Source organism: Planotetraspora sp. A-T 1434 (assembly GCF_025420585.1).
Lineage (GTDB): Bacteria > Actinomycetota > Actinomycetes > Streptosporangiales > Streptosporangiaceae > JAOEGB01.
In genome coordinates, this window is sequence record NZ_JAOEGB010000014.1 from 71,078 (window position 1) to 90,120 (window position 19,043).

General features: G+C 69.5%; 17 protein-coding genes. 7 read left to right on the top strand and 10 right to left on the bottom strand.

Features of this window, described 5'->3' with window-relative positions:
• Positions 1-79: 79 nt before the first annotated feature.
• A complete protein-coding gene (locus N5079_RS19285) occupies positions 80-928 on the bottom strand; it encodes a hypothetical protein (RefSeq protein WP_261585323.1) in 849 nt (282 codons plus the stop codon).
• A 331-nt stretch (positions 929-1,259) separates the two neighbouring features.
• Here N5079_RS19285 and N5079_RS19290 point away from each other — a divergent pair, with 331 nt between their 5' ends.
• Positions 1,260-1,448 (top strand): hypothetical protein, encoded by a 189-nt coding sequence (locus N5079_RS19290; RefSeq protein WP_261585324.1) that lies wholly within the window; start codon positions 1,260-1,262, stop codon positions 1,446-1,448.
• Positions 1,449-1,717: 269 nt separating this feature from the next.
• Here N5079_RS19290 and N5079_RS19295 read toward each other — a convergent pair whose 3' ends face one another.
• The 3 genes from N5079_RS19295 to N5079_RS19305 all read right to left on the bottom strand — a co-directional run bounded on the left by N5079_RS19295 (position 1,718) and on the right by N5079_RS19305 (position 5,397).
• A complete protein-coding gene (locus N5079_RS19295) occupies positions 1,718-2,323 on the bottom strand; it encodes a MarR family winged helix-turn-helix transcriptional regulator (protein WP_261585325.1) in 606 nt (201 codons plus the stop codon).
• A gap of 247 nt (positions 2,324-2,570) precedes the next feature.
• Positions 2,571-3,830 carry a trypsin-like serine peptidase gene (locus N5079_RS19300; RefSeq protein ID WP_261585326.1) on the bottom strand — a complete coding sequence of 420 codons (1,260 nt, stop codon included), beginning with the start codon at positions 3,828-3,830 and terminating at the stop codon, positions 2,571-2,573.
• Between the two features lie 280 nt (positions 3,831-4,110).
• A complete protein-coding gene (locus N5079_RS19305) occupies positions 4,111-5,397 on the bottom strand; it encodes a YbfB/YjiJ family MFS transporter (RefSeq protein WP_261585327.1) in 1,287 nt (428 codons plus the stop codon).
• A gap of 340 nt (positions 5,398-5,737) precedes the next feature.
• Here N5079_RS19305 and N5079_RS19310 point away from each other — a divergent pair, with 340 nt between their 5' ends.
• The 3 genes from N5079_RS19310 to N5079_RS19320 all read left to right on the top strand — a co-directional run bounded on the left by N5079_RS19310 (position 5,738) and on the right by N5079_RS19320 (position 8,159).
• On the top strand, positions 5,738-6,661 hold the full coding sequence (locus tag N5079_RS19310; protein ID WP_261585328.1) for a LysR family transcriptional regulator: 924 nt from the start codon (positions 5,738-5,740) through the stop codon (positions 6,659-6,661).
• A gap of 221 nt (positions 6,662-6,882) precedes the next feature.
• The gene (locus N5079_RS19315; RefSeq protein WP_261585329.1) at positions 6,883-7,596 is read left to right on the top strand and encodes an SDR family NAD(P)-dependent oxidoreductase; all 714 of its coding nucleotides are present in this window, start codon (positions 6,883-6,885) and stop codon (positions 7,594-7,596) included.
• Positions 7,597-7,787: 191 nt separating this feature from the next.
• Positions 7,788-8,159, top strand: a complete 372-nt coding sequence (locus tag N5079_RS19320) for a YybH family protein (protein WP_261585330.1) — start codon at positions 7,788-7,790, stop codon at positions 8,157-8,159.
• Here N5079_RS19320 and N5079_RS19325 read toward each other — a convergent pair.
• From N5079_RS19325 to N5079_RS19340, 5 genes are all read right to left on the bottom strand, one after another.
• A complete protein-coding gene (locus N5079_RS19325; RefSeq protein ID WP_261585331.1) occupies positions 8,156-8,290 on the bottom strand; it encodes a hypothetical protein in 135 nt (44 codons plus the stop codon). The genes N5079_RS19320 and N5079_RS19325 overlap by 4 nt on opposite strands.
• A gap of 71 nt (positions 8,291-8,361) precedes the next feature.
• Positions 8,362-8,766 carry a response regulator transcription factor gene (locus N5079_RS35380; RefSeq protein ID WP_315967869.1) on the bottom strand — a complete coding sequence of 135 codons (405 nt, stop codon included), beginning with the start codon at positions 8,764-8,766 and terminating at the stop codon, positions 8,362-8,364.
• 17 nt (positions 8,767-8,783) lie between these two features.
• A complete protein-coding gene (locus N5079_RS35385; RefSeq protein WP_315967870.1) occupies positions 8,784-9,035 on the bottom strand; it encodes a response regulator transcription factor in 252 nt (83 codons plus the stop codon).
• Between the two features lie 269 nt (positions 9,036-9,304).
• A complete protein-coding gene (locus N5079_RS19335; protein ID WP_261585332.1) occupies positions 9,305-9,991 on the bottom strand; it encodes an SDR family NAD(P)-dependent oxidoreductase in 687 nt (228 codons plus the stop codon).
• An 84-nt stretch (positions 9,992-10,075) separates the two neighbouring features.
• The gene (locus tag N5079_RS19340) at positions 10,076-10,468 is read right to left on the bottom strand and encodes an ester cyclase (RefSeq protein ID WP_261585333.1); all 393 of its coding nucleotides are present in this window, start codon (positions 10,466-10,468) and stop codon (positions 10,076-10,078) included.
• A gap of 468 nt (positions 10,469-10,936) precedes the next feature.
• Here N5079_RS19340 and N5079_RS19345 point away from each other — a divergent pair, with 468 nt between their 5' ends.
• Entirely contained in the window at positions 10,937-11,545 is a 609-nt protein-coding gene (locus N5079_RS19345; RefSeq protein WP_261585334.1) for a TetR/AcrR family transcriptional regulator, read from the top strand.
• Positions 11,546-12,636: 1,091 nt separating this feature from the next.
• Here the strand turns inward: N5079_RS19345 and N5079_RS19350 are convergent.
• The gene (locus N5079_RS19350) at positions 12,637-15,399 is read right to left on the bottom strand and encodes an ATP-binding protein (protein ID WP_261585335.1); all 2,763 of its coding nucleotides are present in this window, start codon (positions 15,397-15,399) and stop codon (positions 12,637-12,639) included.
• Between the two features lie 82 nt (positions 15,400-15,481).
• Here N5079_RS19350 and N5079_RS19355 point away from each other — a divergent pair, with 82 nt between their 5' ends.
• A complete protein-coding gene (locus tag N5079_RS19355) occupies positions 15,482-18,283 on the top strand; it encodes a helix-turn-helix transcriptional regulator (RefSeq protein WP_261585336.1) in 2,802 nt (933 codons plus the stop codon).
• Positions 18,284-18,385: 102 nt separating this feature from the next.
• A complete protein-coding gene (locus N5079_RS19360; RefSeq protein ID WP_261585337.1) occupies positions 18,386-18,919 on the top strand; it encodes a helix-turn-helix transcriptional regulator in 534 nt (177 codons plus the stop codon).
• Positions 18,920-19,043: the final 124 nt, after the last annotated feature.

Genomic DNA, 19,043 nt, shown 5'->3' on the forward strand with positions numbered 1-19,043 from the left:
GGCGAGCCCTCCACCAGGGCGGGCCCCGTACGGCAAGGCGTGGTGCCGTACGGGGGCCCAGTCCATGGGAGACGGCTCCCTAGCCGGCGACCCTGACGTAGTCGCGCGCTTCCGAGCTGCCGAGACGGTCGTTGCCGTTGAACTTCACGAGCCAGGTGCCGGAGCGGCGAGCGCGGACATCGGTCCGGAAGCCGCCGTCGGAGTCGGTCGTGATGGTGTCGACATTTCTCCAGCCGCCGTAGCCGTTCGAGCGGAAATAGACGTGAATGCGCTGTCGGCCGATGTAGTGGTTGGCGCCCCCGCGCGTGTGGAGCGTGCCGTCCAGGGTGAGGCGGTCGCCTTCGTGGGCCCGTCCCGGCGTCACCTGGAAGCCGGTGATACGGGTCGCCCGGTTGTCGTTGTGGGAGAAGTGCCACTTGACGATGTGCAGGCCATGCTTGTGGCTCCACTGGTTCCAATAGTGCGAGTGGTTCCAGTAGCCGTCGTGGTCCCAGCCGTGGCCATTCCAGCCGTGGCCGTGCTGGTTCCACCCCGTGCCGTGGTCACCATAGTGGTCACCGTGGTGGTTCCCATGGCCGTTCTCGTCATGGCCCGATCCGTGGTCCGATCCGTGGTCCGATCCGTGGCCCCAGTGACCCCACTGGTGGTGGTCCCCGTGGCCGTCTCCATCTCCGTCTCCGTGAGAGTTGTCCCCGTCGTGGTGGTCGTTGTGGCCTTCCCCGCCGTGCTCACCGCGGCCGTCTCCGGTCTGGTGGTCTCCGGTGAACGGCGCGGGGCGGGAGCCGGTGTGCTCGGACTGGATCTCTGAGCTGATCGGGCCCTGCTCACGTCCGGGCGCCACGTCGGCGTACGCCGGAGCGGAGGCCGCCGCGAGAGCCAGGGCGCCGACGGCGACCGCCCCAATGGTGGTGACGATTTTCCGTGCCATTTCCTTGCTTCCTTTCCCCAATGAAGCGCACCCGATCGGGTGTATGTGGACGCTAACCCGGAATTTCGGCGGACTATTGCCGCAAAAGGAGTCTGATAAATCACATGTGTGGTCGGCCACATTGGGGCGCCTATTTACAGAAATGACGAAAGCCGCACAGCCGCCGGGTCTGTGGCCTCGCGGTTGTGCGGTATGTGTGTTGTGAATTTATTGGCGGCGGAGGTGCCTTGCCCGGCGCGCGGGAATCAGGGCGGCGCTCAGCACGGCCACGATTCCTACCGCGCAATCGATGAGGAAGACCATCCGAAATCCGTCCATTGAAGGAATGATGATGCCTCGGAATGACTGGCTGGTGCCGGCCAGGATCGTTCCGGCCACGGCACTGGAGGTGGACGTGCCGATCGCCCGCATCAAGGAGTTCACCCCGTTGGCCGCCGAGGCCGCGGACGGCGGGACGGCCTTCATGATCAGGGCGGGCACGGACACGACGCGGGCATCCTCCCGGAGGACGGCTGGATGACACACGCCTGCCGCGACCTGCCACTTAGTATGTCTGACAGATTATCTGTATCTGAGAATCTCTGTCCTGCCGCGGTTTGTCAAATCGTGGTCGTGTGGGGTGATTGTCCGGTTGGGTGGGGGAATGGCAGCCAAGATCGACCCCGAGCTGTTCGAGCCGGCGCTGGTAAATCTCCTCAACCTGCGCACCAGGTTGGGGCCTGCCTGAGGACCCTTCGGCAGGCTCGCCTGGTGGTCTTCCTCCCCGGAGCGCTCCTATCCGCCGGCGCTCTATCGGCTCGCGGCGGAACGCCGGGGGCGGGGCATGGACGTGCCTCTGCCGGCATCGACCGATACGCCGACCTCCTCGGCCGCCTTACATGGGTTCGTCACCGGGTCGAGGCTGTCGGCATGGGAGGCCAGGCGCCGCAGCAGGTCGCGGAAGACGCCACGCTCGCACTCGTCGAGGGCGCTGAGCAGGTGGTCTTCGACGCATCGCAGCCGCTGCGTCAGCTCGACCAGTGTCTCCTGACCCTTCTCCGTGGCGACGATGCGCCTGGCGCGCCGGTCCGCCGGGTCTGGGCGTCGCTCGATCAGGCCCGCGTCTTCAAGGTCGTCGAGCAGATAGGTCATGACCGTACGGTCGATGCCGAGCCGCTGGGCGATCGCCAGCTGCGTCGCCGGCAGGGCGCGTGCGGCCGTGGTCAGGATCTGGTAACCCCGGGCGCCGCCGACCATGCCGTCGATCACATCGTTGGCCGTCTTGATGTACGAGCGGAACACCTTGCCCAGTGCCCAGCCCAGGTCGCCACTCAGCGCGCCGGCGCAGTCTTCCGTCGGGGCGCAGTCCTCCGCCGAGGTGCTGTCCGAGGCCGCGGATGGTGATGTGACCGTCATCCTTGAATTCTATGGGCGGCGTCCCCCGAAATGCGCTTGTGGCAAGACGTTCTGTTCCATATAGCAATCGACTCGTTGGCCAGGGGACCGCGTGGTCGCCCCGGCGCCTGCCGGGCCGGCCGGCTGGTGGTGAGAGCGCAGTCGCGCGGCGCCGTGATCGGCGTCCCGACGCCGGTGTGGCCCGCGTCCTGAGGACGTGACGCGGGCCACACGATCGATCGAGACGACGTCTCTCTCCGCTCGGAGGTCAGGCGATCGAGCCCGACCAGCGGTTCTTGGCCGCGTTGTAGACCTGATAGGTCTCCCCGTCGAAGTACGGCGAGACGCTGGTGTCGAAGCGCTTGTTCTTGTCGGTGTCGGAGACGCCGATGGTGACACCGTTCAGGTAGCCGAGACGGCGGCTGTTGCTGTAGTTGGCGACCCAGGCGGAGCCGAGGGCGCCCTCACCGGTGAAGGCCGACCTGACCGCGACGAGCTGCTCGGCCTTCAGGTCCTTGGACCTGGCCGCGAAGGTCTTGCCGTACGACCACTTGAGGGTCTTGCCGGTGAAGGCGTGGTTGCCGTCCGGGTGGGAGCCGCTCGGGTAGCCGAAGACGTAGACATACCTGCCGAGCTTCTGGTTGTAGGCCAGGCCTTGGCCGCCGACGTTGTTGCCCAGACGGCCGATGTCGTGGAACCTCAGGACGTAGTAGTGCGTGTGGCCCTGGTCGTCATCACCCTTCCAGTAACCCCAGCCATCGTGGTCGGAGTCGCCACGGACGTACGCGTCGTAGGTCGCCTTGTCGACTTCCTTGACCTTGACGTAGTCCTTGAGCTGGTCCCACTTGTGCTCGTGGATGAGGTCCTCGACGTCCTTGAAACCGCCCGCGGGCAACTTGAGGCCGTTGTAGACGGTGACGAAGGCGTAGTCGCGGTCGCCGTCCTCGTAGACGCTGTAGTCGTAGTGAGTGAACGCCTGCTTGCCGACGTAGATGCCCCAGGGGGTCTTGCCCTGGTAGTAGCCGGGGACGAAGACCCAGTTCTTCAGGGTGGCCTTGTTCGACTCGGTGTCGTAGACGCAGTGGCCGGCGGTGGCCACCAGGTTGCGGTACCGCGCCTGAACCGAGGTGGCCGAGCACCAGTGCGGCTGCCCGTCGGAGCCGAGGAAGAACACTTTGCCGGTGCTCCTGGGCAGGTTGACGTTCTTCGACCTGCCGGCTTTCTTCTCGTCGCCGACCGCCGGCACGAGTCCGGGCTTGCCGCTCGCCGCGGGGCCGCCCTTCGAGACGACCTGGGTGGTGACGGCCTTGGTCTCCACCTTGTACGGCGTGGCGTTGATCAGATTGGCCGAGTTCTCGGCGTACCAGAAGGTCACGATGTTCTTCGCGGCGACGGCGTCGCCGGCCAGGTTCGCGCTGGCGACGTCGGGCTTGGGGTCGGGCGACGAAGCCTGAGCCGGAGCGGTGAGGCTTACGGCAAGAAGGCCGCCCGCCGCGACAATGCCACCGAATGCGACAGTGCGCTTCAAGGGAGCTCCTCGTAAATGTCGTGGGACGCCACATAGGCCCCACAAGGTTCGTAAAGGGGACAACGTGAAGATACACCGAACATCTGCCGGACAGACGGTTCGCCGTGGCTTCGGGACGGGCGGCGCATGGCGACACCTTTCCGTTATTTTTGACTCACGGTCGGCCATTGGAGTCGGGGATTCGCATCAATGCAGCTGATAAGCCGTGCGGATGATTGACATGCGAGCCCGGCCAAGCGGCGTCGTGGCTTGCGGCAAGCCGCAGGATGAGGGCTTTGTCTCACCCGGTCGCCGGGGCGTCGTCCGCCGGAGTGGGCCGTCGTACCGGCGGGGCTTGTCGCACCACCACCATGTGGTGCGGGAAGCCGATGCGCAGCACGGCGGCGGCCGTGGCGGATGCGAGGACCACGACGGCGGCCAGGATCAACGCCTGGTGGTAGCCCTGGTGGAGCAGCGGGGTGACGGCCAGGGGACCGAGGATCTGGCCGACGGAGTAGCCGGCGGTCAGCAGCGCGACGGAGCGGGGGAACCGCAGGTGGGCGCCCGCGGCGAGGGCGAGGGTGCTGACGCCGATGAACGTCGCGCCGAACAGGACCGCGGAAACCAGGGAGGCCGCCACGCCGTGGATCAAGGCCGGCAGGCTGATGCCGACCGCCTGGATGACGAGCGCGGCGAACAGCAGGCCGGGGCGGGACCAGAGACGTCCGAGCCAGGCCCACAGCGCCGAGGACGGCACGGCCGCCAATCCGACCAGCACCCAAGCGCCGCTGCCGGCCCAGCCGGGGGAGCTCTGCTCGATCGCGGCGACCAGGAAGGTGCCGGCGACGATGTAACCGATCCCTTCCAGGGTGTAGGAGGCTAACAGGGCGGTGAACCAGCGGTGCGTGCGCGTCCTCGGGCCGCCGGCCGCGGACCTGCCGGATTCCGCGGGTGCCGTAGGCGGGGCTTCGGGGCGGAGGTTCCACGAGGCGGCGGTGAGAAGCGCGGCGAGTGCGGCCGAGCCCCACCAGGCGGCCCACCAGGCGGCCCACCAGGCGGCTCGCCAGTCGGCGACCGAGCGCAGCGCGAGGACGAGCAGGCCGGACAGCGCGATGCCGGCGCCGACTCCGCCGAACGCCCAGCCGGGCAGGTGGGCGGGGTGCTCGCGCAGATGGCTGAGGAGGGAGCCGGCTGCGATGACGAAGATAAGGGCGCTGGTCACCCCGGCCAGCAGTCGCAGCGCGATCCACACGGCTGTGCTGTGGGTGGCGGGCATCGCGGCCAGGCTGCCGGTCAGCACGACCAGGCTGGTGCGGAGGAGGGCGGCTGAGCGGACCAGCGCGGGGGACAGGAAGCCGGCGAGTGCGCCGAGGAGGTACCCGACGTAGTTGGCCGTGGCCAGGTTCGCGCCGGTTGCCGCGGACAGCCCGGCCTGAGCCTGCATCAGGGGGAGGATCGGGGTGTAGACGAACCGGCCGACCCCCATGCCCGTCGCGAGTGCCGCGGCGGCCTGGGCAACGTGGCCCCAGGGTGAGTGAAGCGCGCCGCCTCCTCGGGCCGAGGAGGCGCGCAGGGGCCGTACGGTCATGAGGGAGTCCTTGTTCGGTCGAGCGTGTTTCCGGGATGGGCGCTGGTGCCCTCGGGAACGGTGGTAATGATTTCGACCAGGAACTCGCGCATGGTCCTTTCTCCGCTCGGTTGGGCGTTCGGCGACGACCGGAACGCCATTGGTAGTGGGGTTTGCGGTGGAATGACACACCGCCGTGGTCAGGCCGGACGGCGACCCTTGACCGTCGGTAGGAGGTCCGCAGGGCACTGCGGTCATCTGCTGTCCGGCCTTCCCACCGCTCATCGTCTGCCCGCGGGCCAGGTGAACGCCACGACCGCCGTCCTCCCTGCTGTTAGGCGCAGCCTCCCAGCGACATAGCATGACGAGCGTGGAGCTGCGCCGGCTGCGGTACTTCGTCGCGGTGGCCGAGGAACTGAACTTCGGCCGCGCTGCCAAGCGCCTGCTGATCGCGAGCCCCTCGCTGTCCCAGCAGATCAAGGCACTCGAACGCGACCTCGGTGTGCGCCTGTTCGACCGCGACCGCCGCTCGGTGGCACTCACGCCGGCCGGCTCCGCCCTCCTCCCGCACATCCGCGCCCTGCTGGAACGCGCCGACGACCTCCGGCACCGCGCCCGTCGGCTGTCCGGGTCGGAACCGGTCCGGCTCGGTTACGTCAACTGGCTGCCGCCGGACCTGAACGCCCGCACCGCCACAGTGGCTGAGGTCCATGTCGACGCCTGGGTCGCGCCCTCGCACACGCAGGCCGCCAGGGTCGCCGACGGCGGCCTGGACCTCGCGGTGTGCTGGGTACGCACCGACGACCTCGAGCAGCACGGCCTGCGTGCCCGACTCATCGGTGCCGACCGCCTCTACGCCGTGGCCACCGGCGATGACACCGGCGAGGTTCCCGCCCGGGACACCGTCGTTCTCCTCGACGACGACACCACTTCGTGGTCGTCCTGGAACGCCTACGCCGAAGAACTGGCCCACGAGACCGGGGCCCATGCGGTACGCGTCTCCGACGGCGGCATCACCGGCCCCGCGTTGTTCGACCATGTCCGCCGCAGCGGCCGCCCGGTCATCAACTCGCCCAAGGGCCAGACCACTTCGCTCCCGCCGGACCTCGTCCAACGCCCCGTCATCACGCCGGAGCTCTACTGGACCTGGTCCCTGGTGTGGCGCCGCAGTGAAGTGCGCGCCGCAGTCCTCGCCGTTGTCGACGCCCTCTGCGACGACGACGGCGACCTCGCGATCCATGGTCCGGACGCCTGGCTGCCCAAGGGCGACCCGCACCGGCGTTAGCCAGCAACACTGCCGCGCCGACCGTCCCCGGTGGAGGCGCCACCGCGCTGACCTGTGCTAGGAGCCTGCGCCTACCAGCTATGAGGATGCCGGTCCTGAACCGGTCCCTGTTGGCCTTTGACTCTTCCCCGGCGGCCGCCTACGGTCACATACAAGTAGTCGACCGGTCGGCTAAATGATCAGCCGGTCGAGATCCTCCATCCCTGCCGGAGAAGGTCATCATGAGCACTCACCACCAGAAGGTCGCCCTCATCACCGGTGCCTCGCAGGGCATCGGCGCCGGCCTCGTCGACGCCTACCGCAAGCTCGGCTACGCCGTCGTCGCCACCTCACGTACCATCGCCCCCTCCGACGACCCGGGCATCCTCACCGTCCAGGGCGACATCGCCGACCCTGCCACCGCCGAACGCGTCATCGCCGCCGGCGTCGAGCGGTTCGGCCGTATCGACACCCTGGTCAACAACGCGGGCATCTTCGTGGCCAAGCCGTTCACGGACTACACCCTCGACGACTACGCCGCCGTGATCGGAGTGAACCTCTCTGGCTTCTTCCGCATCACCCAGCTCGCCATCGAGCACATGCTCGCCCAGGGCGGCGGCCACGTCGTCAGCGTCACCACCAGCCTGGTCGACAACCCCGACTCCCGAGTTCCGTCCGTGCTGGCCTCGTTGACCAAGGGCGGCCTGCAGTCGGCCACGAAGTCCCTCGCCATCGAATACGCCACGCGCGGCATCCGGGTCAACGCCGTCTCCCCAGGTATCATCAAGACGCCCATGCACCCCGAGGAGACCCACCAGTTCCTCAGCGGCCTGCACCCGGTCGGCGGCCTCGGTGAAGTGAGCGACATCGCCGACGCGGTGATCTATCTGGAGAACGCCTCGTTCGTCACCGGCGAGATCCTCCACGTCGACGGCGGCCAGAACGCCGGCCACTGACCCGCAGGCCATCGCTCGCGACGCGATACCGGGCGGCTTCCGGGCCGAGCAGCACGGGGCAAGGCCGGCTGTGGCACCGATGTGGCGCCGGCACCCGCCGCAGGACACATCGAAGAGCCGGCCTCCCGCTCACCGTGGCTCACCGGACCCAGCAGTCGTAAGCCCTCGATCCCATGAGCAGGAGAACCCTGATGAACAGCAACGCAGACAGGGAAGCGATCCTCCGAAGCGTCCTCGACCGGTGGAAGGACGGCATCGACCGCCACGAACCGCAGCAGGTCGCAGCCCAGTTCACCGAGGACGCGATCTTCCAGGGACTGCGCCCCTACAGCGTCGGCAGGCCGGGCATCGCCGCCTACTACGACTCCCAGCCACTCGGGCTGACGGCCGCGTACCGCATCCTGGAGACCAGAGCCCCCGCCGACGACCTCGTGCTCGGTTACCTGGCCGTCGACTTCTCGTTCACCGACCGTCCCACCATCAGCGTCTACCTCAGCGTTCTGGTGAAGCGGACGGAGGAGGGCTGGTACATCAGCCACTACCAGGTCTCCCGCCTCGACTAGTTCACCCGCGGATTCCTACCTCTGTCGCGCTCGATCGTGAGGATGAGCATGTCGTCCAGGTCGACGTGGATCAGGCCGGCGTCGGCGGCGTTCGGTGTGCAGCAGCCGGGCCAGGAACAGTACGGTCTCACGAACGTCGAGGTCATCGTCGCCGTCAACGGCTCAATGTGTCGGCCGTGGCTGTCCTCCAGGTCAGGCGGATTCAGCGCGTCGACTGGACGAGGTTGCCCTCGTAGGCCGCGATGACGAGATGCGCGCGATCTCGTGCCTGGCGTTTGCTCAGCAGGTTGCCGATATGTGTCTTGACGGTCTTAATCGAGATCGTGGGTCTCGCCGCGATTTCGTCGTTTGAGAGCCCGTGACCGACCAAGGTGAGGACCTCGGTCTCCCGTACGGTGAGAGCGTCCAGGCCCGCCGGCTTCGCGCCTGTGGGCTGGGCGATGTAGACCTCGATAAGGCGTGTAAGGACTTTCGGGGCAAACAATGATTCGCCTTGATGAGTTCGGCGGATCGCATCAAGGAGTTTATCGGGGTGAGAATCCTTGAGGAGGAAGCCACTGGCGCCGGCTTGGAGTGCAGCGCGGACATACTCGTCAAGCTCGAACATCGTGAGAACGATGACCTTCACGGTTCAATGCCTGCGTTGGTCATGATGCGGCGGGTGGCTGCGATTCCATCAGTACCCGGCATTCGAATGTCCATGAGCACGATGTCAGGATGCAGCTCAGCGCTGAGTCTGACGACCTCATCGCCTGTGCCCGCCTCGCTGACCACCGTCATGTCATGATTGGCGTTGATTACAGCGGCGAGGCTGTGGCGCAGCAACGGCTGGTCATCGGCGATGACGACGCGAATTCGGGTTCCGCGCTCATTCATGACATTCGGGCCTCAGGATACGAGCAGTCACGCGAAACCCGTTCTCGACGTGCTCGGCTTGAAAGGTCCCGCCGATCGCGGTGTCCTTCGAGTACTACCTCTTGTGGCGGAACGTGAGCCTATTCGGGAGCTGCCGGAGGTCGGGTTGGCCTGGCGGGGCCAGCATGGATAGTACCGCGGGCTGTTCACCGACATTTTGGTGCATAAGGGTCGCCCTGTGGGAACAGGCGGGGCAGTCCAGGCGTGCTGCCCCGCCTGTTCCCACACGGTTACCAGGGCACTTCGCCGTTCTCATCCTGAAACGTTCCTGTCGGACCGTCAGCATCGAGGGTGGCAAGACGCACGACGACCCTGGCACTCTCCTCCGGCGTCCTTCCGATTCCGAATGCCGCGGTCATGTCGGTCGCGGTGGTGCCGGGCTCGACTGCATTGAACTTGATGCCCGGCTGGGACTTGGCGTACTGGACTGTCAGCATGGTGGCTGCGGACTTGGACGCGGAGTAGAGCGCCAACGGCAAGTTGAACTCAGGTCGCTCCGGATTGGTCACCGCCCAGAAGGATCCGGCGCTGCTGGAAACGGTGACCACAGTGGGGTTCGAGGACTTGCGAAGCAGAGGAAGCGCCGCTTCCGTGACACGCACGATTCCCACCGCGTTGGTGTCGAAGGCCCGGAGTGCCGTGGGACCGTCGGTGACTCCCTGCCCCAGGATGCCCGCGTTGTTCACCAGGACGTCGAGTCGGCCCTCGGTCGAGTCGATAGTCGCCAGAGCGCTGCTCACTGATGCGTCGTCGGTCACGTCGAGCTGCACGAATCGTGCGCCAAGCGCCGCCGCGGCCTTCTCGCCTCGCTCGACGTCACGAGCGCCAATGTAGACGACGTGACCCAACGCAAGGAGCTGTCTGGCTGTCTCGAACCCGATGCCCTTGTTGGCCCCAGTGATCAGAGCGATGGTCATGCGTACCCCTAAGAGTCATGTGGCCCGGCTGGGCCGTTAGTGATGTTGGGACTGTTCTGTGAGTTTCTGGCGCTGATCCGGAACTCAGCCGGTCAGTTGCCGGAGAAGTTCGCCGGCGTCGTGCAGGGCGGTCATGTGCACGAATCGTCCGTTGCGGACCTGGTAGATGGCGCACTCGATGATCTCGAACGAGGCGCCGGTAGGAGTCACGCCGAGCCATTCCTTCACCGGGGTACCCGTGTTGACGAGTCGCGCGGCCAGACGGTCACCGTCGAAGAGCAGCTCCTTGAGCTCCCAGTGGAGGTCTGGAACCGCGTCCACGTCATGCTTTTGAACCGCGATGAGGTCGTCCCGGGTAGCTGGCTCACCGTTCAGGGTGGTCCGGTCGTCGATGAACTCGTCCATGCCGTCGAACTTGTGGGCGTTGAGCGCCTCGATGTAGCGCAGGTAGAAAGCGCGCAGATCTCTGTCGGACACAAGGTGACCCTTCTGTGGGGCGGCTCCGGATTGGAACTGCAACGGGATGCTGATGAGATGCGACGCCCTCTACGGCCTAGCCGTGCCGGCCGTTGCTGAAGCGGATATGCGCTGACGAGAGTTCCTTTCGGCCGATGCGCTGGACTCTCGTCAGACGGTGCCGGGGGATGACCGACGGTGGTGGTGCGGGGAGCCTGAATGACAGGCCTGGGCGTTTGCCAGTGCCGCACGGGCGATCCGTCTGCCGACCTCGCCTGGGCCACGAATCCCCGCTGTCGTCAATGCGCCCTCGGCCGCCAGCCGGGCGGCACTGGCCAGGCCGATCCCGGTACTGCCTTCGGTGACGAGAGCGGTCTTCCTCTTGAGCAGTCCGACATGGTTAGCCCCTTCAGCTTCTGTAGCGATCGCTGCGGAAGTTGTACGTTAGCACTTCCGCAGCGATCGCTGCGGAAAAGGTAGGCTGCCGGGGTGGAGAAGCAACAGAGCGGCCTCATCGGCCGCCCCCGAGGATTCGACGCCGACGAAGCTCTGGAGCGCGCCATGCTGGTCTTCTGGGAGCATGGCTACGAGGGAGCCAGCACGGCGATACTGACGAACGCGATGGGCATCTCCACCACCAGCATGTACGCAGCCTTCGGCAACAAGGAGAAGCTGTTCCGCAGGGTCCTGGAGCGCTACACCGAAGGCCCGAGCGCATACCTCGCCCGAGCCCTAGAGGAGCCGACCGCCCTCCATGTCGCCACCGCTATCCTGGCCGGCACCGTTCGAACCACCACCCGCCCGGCCCATCCACATGGCTGTCTGGGCGTCCAAAGCGCCCTGACCACCAGCGACTCCGGACAGGAAGTCCGCGACCTCCTCGTCGCCTGGCGCAACAACGGCTACTGCTGCATCCAGGAGCGGTTCCAGCGCGCCGTCGACGAAGGCGACCTGCCTCCGCAGACCGATCCAGGGCTACTGGCCCGCTACCTCACCACCTTCGCCTACGGCATCGCCGTACAAGCCGCGAGCGGTGTCGGCCGCGACGAGCTCCGGAAGATGGCCGACGCCGTACTACGCAACTGGCCACTCATCTGAGGCACGCCCGGAGTGTGTTTTTCGACCACCAGGGAAGGGGCTTGACGCCCTCTGGGTACCAGCCTGTCTGCGCGAGATCCAACGCACACGGAGGTGACGGCTTCACACAGCCGCTGCTTCCGGCGGTCGGCTCGGTACGGCCGTCGGCATGCCGGGCCGCAGAAGGCCGAGCCCCGGCTGAGCCAGCGCCCGTCAGCCTTGGGTGACGTCCTTCGAGGCTGCCCGGGCGAGGGGGTCCGCCACCGTCTACCACATCCTCGATGACCAGGTCAGACAGCCCCGAGAACACCACGCCCACCAGATCGTTGATCTTAAACACGCCCCAGGTTGGCAGGCGATCACCCAACGCCACCACCCGGAGTGTGGGCCGCCAGTCGAGCGGCGACCCACATGAGATCACGGGCGCTCAGTGGGTTACCACCTTCGAACGACGTACGTGACTGCTTCTCGGACTAGCACCGATTAGTTCGAGCGCGGTGGGGGTGTCAACTCCCGCTCCGAGCAACTCACAGGCCAGCCATCCTGCGTTCGTGACGGAGCCGGTAAGCCGTCCATGAAGGAGAACCCCTCGAAGCTCTGCGAGATGGTCGCGCAGTTCTGCCGAGAGTTCCACGTGGTCAGTATGTCCGCGGCTGCTCATCCCACCAACGCGGTTTCTATCCGGCGGTTGGCGATCTCCTGCTGTCCGTCGAGGCACTTGGCGTAGACGCGGAGGAGGACATCCACACTGTGTCCGGCGCGCTCGGCGCACATCGGGGCTGAGACTTCTGCGTTGAGCCACAGGGACACGGCCGCGTGCCGGAGGTCGTACGGTCGGCGAGCGAAGGAAGAGGCAACCTGAGCCGGGTGAAGGCGAGGAGTCGGGCGTCCTGCCACACCTCTGTATAGGCCGTTGAGGCGACCACACCGCCGCGCTCGCTTCGGAAGATCCGAGTCGGACCCGATGCCGAACTCATCGATGTGTTGCCGAAGGATCTTCACCAGAGCGGGAGGGATGGGAACCGGCCGTACGTCGTCACGGCCCCGATGCTTGAGGCCGCGTTCCTCGTGAGCATCGCTATCTGTCCATTGCGTCTTGACCTCAGGGCGGGTCAGTCCGTCCGGTCCCGGCGGAGGGCGGGCAGGTCCGCCCGGGAGTCGATGCCGAGCTTGGGCAGCAGCTGCGCCAGGTGTGCGCCGACCGTCCGGCGGGACAGGTAGACCTGCTCGCCAATCTCCTCGTCGGACAAGCCTTCGGCGGCGAGACGGGCGATGTGCAGCTCCACCGGGGTGAGCTTGTCACGGGCCGTCAGGACGCGGTCGGCACTGGCCTCCCCGCAAGCGCGAAGCCCGCGCCGGGCCCGGTCGCTCCACGGCACGACGCCCAGCGCGTCGAACGTATCGCGGGCGGTGCGCAGCAGCGGCCGGGCCGAGCCGGGATCGCCCTGGTCCAGCAGCCACTCGCCGTAGGCCACCTGCACGTACGCGCGGGCGAACGGCCAGCGGGCGTGGTCGGCGGCGAGCGCGTCGGCGAACCGAGCCCGTGCGTCCGCTGGGTCGGCGAGCAGCGCCCGGGCGAGCGGCAGGCCGACGTGCAGCGCAGGCGCGGGCGTCGTCCGCGCCACCTCCTCCAGCTCGCGCAGCACCGCCCGCGCCGCGCCGGCGTTACCGCTCCCGGCGGCGGCGTCGGCGAACGCGGCCGCCACATAGCAGCGCAGCGCGAGCTGGTACGACGGATCGGCGGGGTCGTGCAGACGGCGCAGGTGCTCGTACGCCTCCGAGTGCCGACCTTCGCCCAGCGCTGCCAGGCCGCGGGCCATCTGCACGGTGGCGAGCACCGGCCGCACCCCGGCGGCGACGCTCATCGCCTCGGCGCGCGCCGCGAGCTCCCGAGCGCGGTCCGGTTCGCCGCGCAGCGCCGCGAGCATTGCCTGAGTGGACACAGCGGTGCCGTACATCTGCGGCTGGTCCGTCTCGAGGGCGAGCCGGGCCGCCTCCTCGGCGGCTGGGATCGCGACGTTCAGGTTGGTCCGGTGCACCGCGCTCCACGCCTGCTGGGCGAGGGAGCGGGTGAGCAGGTAAAGCCGTCCCTGGGCGCGCAGCCCGGGCAGCGCCGCCGCGGAGAAGCTTTCCACCTGCTCGAACGCCCCGACGAGTACCGCCGCGGAGCCCAGCAGCCGGGCCGCCTGTGGGTCGATGACGGGCTGCGTGGCCAGCTCCCGCAGCCCGTCGATGACCACGGCCCCGCGGTCGAGTGGCGCGGCGTACGCGAGGATAGCCAGCAGCAGTGGGCTCGCGGCCGGCACCGGCAGGCTTTCGGCGGCCGCGACGATCCGGCGGCGCACCTCGGCGCCCGGCTCAATCCAGAAGCACTGCAGCGCGGCGCTCCACAGGATGCGTAGCGCCTCCTCGGGCCGGCCGTCGGCGGCGACCGACTCGGCGAGGGCGGTGAGCACCTGCGGGCCGGTCGCCCGGCCGTCCGAACCGTCGTTGAGGGTGCCCCGGATCCACCGCAGCTGGGCTTGCTGCTGGGAGGTGAGCGGCAGCAGCTCGGTCTGGCGCAGCAGCCGCACGACGACGTCGCGGCCACCCAGCTCGACGGCCTGGTCCGCCGCCCGGAGCAGCCGGTCGGCCCGTCGGCGCGCGTCCTCGGTGAGCTTGGCCGCCTGCTCCAGCGCGGTCACCGCCTCGGTCGGGGCGCCGCGCTGCGCGACGCGGGCGGCCATGGTGTCCAGCTCGGCCGCTATCTCCTCATCCGGCCGGGCGGCGGCGGACGCGCGGTGCCAGATCCGGCGGTCGGCGGCGCGTTCGCCACTCTGCCGGGCGAGCGCCTCGGCGAGCGCGGCATGGCCCGCGCGGCGCTGCGGCAGCGTCGCGGCCTGGTAGATCGCTGAGCGCATGAGCGGGTGCCGGAACCGGATCTGGGCGGCGTCCGGCTCGATCAGCTCGGCGCGAATCCCCGGCGCCAGGTCGTGGTGCGCGACGGGCCCGGCGGTGAGGACGGCGGCGGCGGCGATCGCCTCCTCCGGCGTGGTGCCGTCGTCGAGGGCCGCGACGAGCAGCAGAGCTCGCGTGGCGGTGGGCAGGTCGTCCAGCCGGGCGCCGAAGGCGCGCTCCAGCCGCTCGGTCAGCGGCAGCCACGGCGAGGAGAGCAGGCCGGCCCCCTGGTCGCGCCATTCGCCGGTCAGTTCCACCAGCGCGAGCGGGTTGCCGGCGCCCTCGTCGAGCAGCCGCCGCCGGGTCCGCGGATCCATGCCGGGGGCGCGCGCGTCGAGCAGGAGCGTCGCGGCCGTGTCCGGCAGCGGCCGCAGCACGAGCTCGGGCAGCCCGGCCTCGGCCAGCGCGCAGGGCACGCCGTCGCGCAGCGTGGCGAGCAGCGCCACCGGCTCGGCCTCCAGCCGCCGGGCGACGAAGGACAGTACCCCGGCGGTGGGCGGGTCGAGCCACTGGCCGTCGTCGGCGAGCACCAGCAGCGGAGTCCGGCTCGCCGCCTCCACCAGCAGGTTGAGCGTGGCGAGCGCGACCAGGTACAGATCGGGGACGGGAGCGTCGATGAGCCCCAGCGCGGCCGCCAGCGCGCGCCGCTGCGGATCGGGCAGCGCCCCGTCGTCCAGCCGTGCGGGATGCAGCAGGCGGTGCAGCCCCGCGTACGGGAGATGGAACTCGGCCTGCGTCCCGGCCGTGGACAGCACCCGCAGTCCGGCGTCCCGGCCGGCGTCCGCAGCTGCGGTGAGCAGTGCGGACTTGCCGATGCCGGGCTCGCCGCGGACGACCAGTGAACTGCCTCCGTCGCGAATCCCACGGAGGAGACCGGAGAGCCGGGCGATCTCCGACTCTCGCCCGAAAAGCGCTGATTTGGCGGATTCGCTGGACATGGTGACATAGTCTCCTGGTGCCGCCTCCGGGTCGAACCGAATCCGGCCCCGGCACGTGCGCACGCATAGTCGAGAGGGAATCGTGTCCGACGACGTCACCGCTCAGGGACCCCGGCCGGCGCCTGTGTCGCTGCATGGCCGGGACGCGGAACGACACGCGATCGACGAGGTGATCCGGCGGCTCAGCGCGCGGCTCAGCGACACGCTCGTCCTCGCCGGCGAGCCGGGCGTCGGCAAGACCCGGCTGCTGCAGGCGGCGGCTGCGGCGGCCTCGGCAGCGGGGCTGCAGGTGCTCACCATCTCCGGCGTCGAGTCCGAGCTTCCGCTCGGCTTCGCCGCGCTGCACCACCTTCTCGCGCCGTTCCTCGATCGGCTCGAACGGATCCCCGGCCCCCAGGGCGACGCCCTGCGGCGGGCATTCGGGCTGATGCACGGCCCCCCGCCGGACCAGTTCCTGATCGGTCTCGCCACCCTCAGCCTGCTCGCCGAGATCGCGTCCGACCGGCCACTGCTCTGCCTCGTCGACGACGCGCACTGGCTGGACCGCGACTCCGCCCAGGCGCTCGCCTTCGTCGGCCGGCGGCTACACGCAGAAGGGGTCGGGATGCTCGTCGCGCTACGCGAATCCGGGGCCGCGCTCTTCGAGGGCCTGCCGGTGCGCCCCGTCCGCGGGCTGCGTGACGCGGCCGCCCGCCGGCTGCTCGCAGAGTCCGTCGCCGGGCCGCTCGACGACGCGGTGGCCGAGCGGGTGGTGGAGCAGACCGACGGCAACCCGCTCGCGCTCATCACCCTCGCCACCGCCCTCTCGCCGGAGCAACTCGCGGGCCACACCGAACTGCCGGTACCGCTCCCGCTGGGCGCGTACCTGGAGACGTACTTCCTGGGCCAGGTCCGGGCGCTGCCCCCGGTCACCAGGGAGCTGCTGCTCGTCGCCTCGATCGCGCCCGCGCACGACCAGGCTCTGCTCTGGCGGGCCGTGGCGCTGCTGGGCATGTCCCCGGTGGACGCCGACCCGGCGCTCGCCGAGGGCATCCTGCTGCTCGGCGACCTGGCCGGCGGCAGCGTCACCTTCCGGCACCCGCTCATCCGGGCCGCGGTCTACAACGCGTCCACGCCGGCCGATCGCCGCCGCGCGCACCGCGCGCTGGCGGACTCCAGCGACCCCGTGCTCGACCCCGACACCCGGGCCTGGCACCTCGCCGCCGCCACCGCGGGCACTGACGAGGGCGTCGCCCGGGACCTGGAAGCCTCCGCCGAGCGGGCCGGAGCGCGCGGCGGCTACACCGCCCAGGCCGCCTTCCTGGCCCGCGCCGCCGAGCTCAGCCCGGACGCACCGGCGCGCGGCGGTCGGCTGCTCGCCGCAGCCGGGGCGTTCCTGGTCGCCGGGGACATCGCCGCGGTCCGCCGGCTGCTCGACCAGGCGCGGCCGATGCTGCACACCCCGGTCGCCCGGGCGATGGGAGAGCGGCTGCGCGCCGCCGTCGCCAACTACGACGACCGGGTGGCGCACGCGCCCGCGATCCTGATGGACGCCGCCGCCGCGCTCGGCGGCCGGGACGAGCGGCTGACCCGGGTGATGCTCCGGGAGGCGATGGAGACCGCCATGGTCGCGCTGGAGCACACGGTCGGCACCACGCCGCTCGAGGTAGCCCGTGCCGTGCTCGCCGTACCGGCCGATCCGGCGGAGACGGCGGCCGACATGCTGGCCCGGGCGTTCGCCACCCGGGTCACGGCCGGGTACAGGGCTGCGGTGCCGCTGATGCGGGCCGCGGTCGCCGAGCTGTGCACGGCGGAGCGGCTCAGCGAGGAGGGCATGCCGCTCGCGCTGCTCGGCGGGCTCGCCGCCGACGAGCTCTGGGACGAGCAGGGCCGGTCCACGCTGCTGCGCCGGCTGGAGGCGTCCGGCCGCGAAAGCGGGGCACTGCACGCGCTCCGGGTGACGCTCACCCTGCTCGCCGGCAGCGAGCTGCGCGCGGGCCGGATCGCCGTCGCCGACGGGCACTACGCCGAGAACTTCGACCTGTACGCGATGAGCGGAGTGATGCCTCGGGGCGGCCCGCACTGGCAGATCGAGCAGCTGGTCTGGCAGGGCCGGGAGCAGGAGGCCCGCGCCGCCGCCGACCAGATCGCCGTCAGCGCCGCCCACAACGTCCCGGCCCTGGTCAACCAGGCGGCCCTGGCCATGACGGTGCTGGAGGTGAGCCTCGGCAACTACCGCGAGGCGCTCGACCGGGCCCGCCCGCTGTTCGACCGCGACCCGCCGGGCCACGGCAACCGGGTGCTGCCCGACCTGGTTGAGGCGGCTGTACGGGCAGGCGACCCCGACACGGCACGGCAGGCACTGGCGCGGCTGGAGGAGCGGGCGCCGATCAGCGGCATGCCCTGGGGACTCGGCCTGCTCGCGCGCAGCCGTGCGCTGCTCGGCGAGCAGACCGGCGGCGCCGCGGAGCCGCTCTACCGGCAGGCGCTGGAGCTGCTCGGGCGTACCCGGATGCGCACCGACCTGGCCCGCACCCACCTGCTGTACGGAGAATGGCTCAGGCGGCACCGGCGCCGCGGCGAGGCAGGGGCGCAGCTGCGTACCGCACACGAGATGTTCGCCGCGATGGGCGCCGGGATCTTCACCGAGCGCGTCCGGGTAGAGCTCGCCGCGACCGGCGAGCGGGTCGCGCCCCCGGCCCCGCCGGTCGGCCCCGTGCTCACCCCGCAGGAAACCAAGATCGCCACTCTTGCCGCCGAGGGCGCGACGAACGCGGAGATCGCCCGGCGGCTGTACGTCAGCACCTCGACCGTCGAGTACCACCTCACCAAGATCTTCCGGAAGCTGCGGCTCACCTCCCGGCGGCAGCTGCGCGAGCTGTTCAAGGACAGCCCCGCCGGCTGACCCCCGGCCTCTGGACACACTGGGGTGTTTCCCTGATTCGGCGGCCCGCCCCGGCGCGGTTCCATGAGGACGACCGGTCAAGGCGACGCAGGGGGAGAAACGGTGCCCGCTCACGATCCGCACACCGCCGGGCCCGGCCCGCATCGGGCTTTGCACGCGCATTTCCTTGAGGTACGCCGGAAGGCGAAGGGGCCCGTCGCCGTCGTCGACGCCCACACCATGTTCGTGAACAGCGCCGCCGCGGGCCTGCTGTCGTCCGCGGACCGCACGCTGCTGTGGGAGTGGGCCGGGCGGCGGCTGAGCACCGCGTCGGGGCGGCGGCAGGGGCGGCTGACCCTGCCGTCCGGGACGCTGACCGGGCGATGCGAGGGCGTCTACAACGACGATGTCCTGGCCGGCGCGGTGATCTGGCTGGACGGCCGGCCGGCCGATACCGGACCGGCCTGGTCCCGGCTCACCGATTCGGAACGGACCGTCGCGGAGCACGTCGCCCGGGGGCTCACCAACCGGGAGACGGCCGCCCTGCTGTTCATCTCGCCGCACACGGTCGACTACCACCTGCGGCAGGTGTTCCGGAAGTTCCAGGTGCGATCCCGGGTGGAGCTGGCCCGGCTGATGGCGATCCAGGCTGGCTGAGCCCGAAATCGCGGGTTCACGACGTGCGGGCCCCGGATGGTCGAGGACTACGTGTTCACGTGGGGTGGCTCGCAGGCCGGATCCCTAGCGTGATGGGTGCACCCGCGCTCGGCACGGCGTCCTG

Bases quoted from the DNA above. Each gene is read 5' to 3' on its own strand.
- N5079_RS19310 (WP_261585328.1), top strand. From the start codon at position 5,738: ATGACGAGCGTGGAGCTGCGCCGGCTGCGGTACTTCGTCGCGGTGGCC.
- N5079_RS35380 (WP_315967869.1), bottom strand. From the start codon at position 8,766: ATGTTCGAGCTTGACGAGTATGTCCGCGCTGCACTCCAAGCCGGCGCC.
- N5079_RS19290 (WP_261585324.1), top strand. From the start codon at position 1,260: ATGCCTCGGAATGACTGGCTGGTGCCGGCCAGGATCGTTCCGGCCACG.
- N5079_RS19295 (WP_261585325.1), bottom strand. From the start codon at position 2,323: ATGACGGTCACATCACCATCCGCGGCCTCGGACAGCACCTCGGCGGAG.
- N5079_RS19305 (WP_261585327.1), bottom strand. From the start codon at position 5,397: ATGACCGTACGGCCCCTGCGCGCCTCCTCGGCCCGAGGAGGCGGCGCG.
- N5079_RS19350 (WP_261585335.1), bottom strand. From the start codon at position 15,399: ATGTCCAGCGAATCCGCCAAATCAGCGCTTTTCGGGCGAGAGTCGGAG.
- N5079_RS19335 (WP_261585332.1), bottom strand. From the start codon at position 9,991: ATGACCATCGCTCTGATCACTGGGGCCAACAAGGGCATCGGGTTCGAG.
- N5079_RS35385 (WP_315967870.1), bottom strand. From the start codon at position 9,035: ATGAATGAGCGCGGAACCCGAATTCGCGTCGTCATCGCCGATGACCAG.
- N5079_RS19285 (WP_261585323.1), bottom strand. From the start codon at position 928: ATGGCACGGAAAATCGTCACCACCATTGGGGCGGTCGCCGTCGGCGCC.
- N5079_RS19320 (WP_261585330.1), top strand. From the start codon at position 7,788: ATGAACAGCAACGCAGACAGGGAAGCGATCCTCCGAAGCGTCCTCGAC.
- N5079_RS19315 (WP_261585329.1), top strand. From the start codon at position 6,883: ATGAGCACTCACCACCAGAAGGTCGCCCTCATCACCGGTGCCTCGCAG.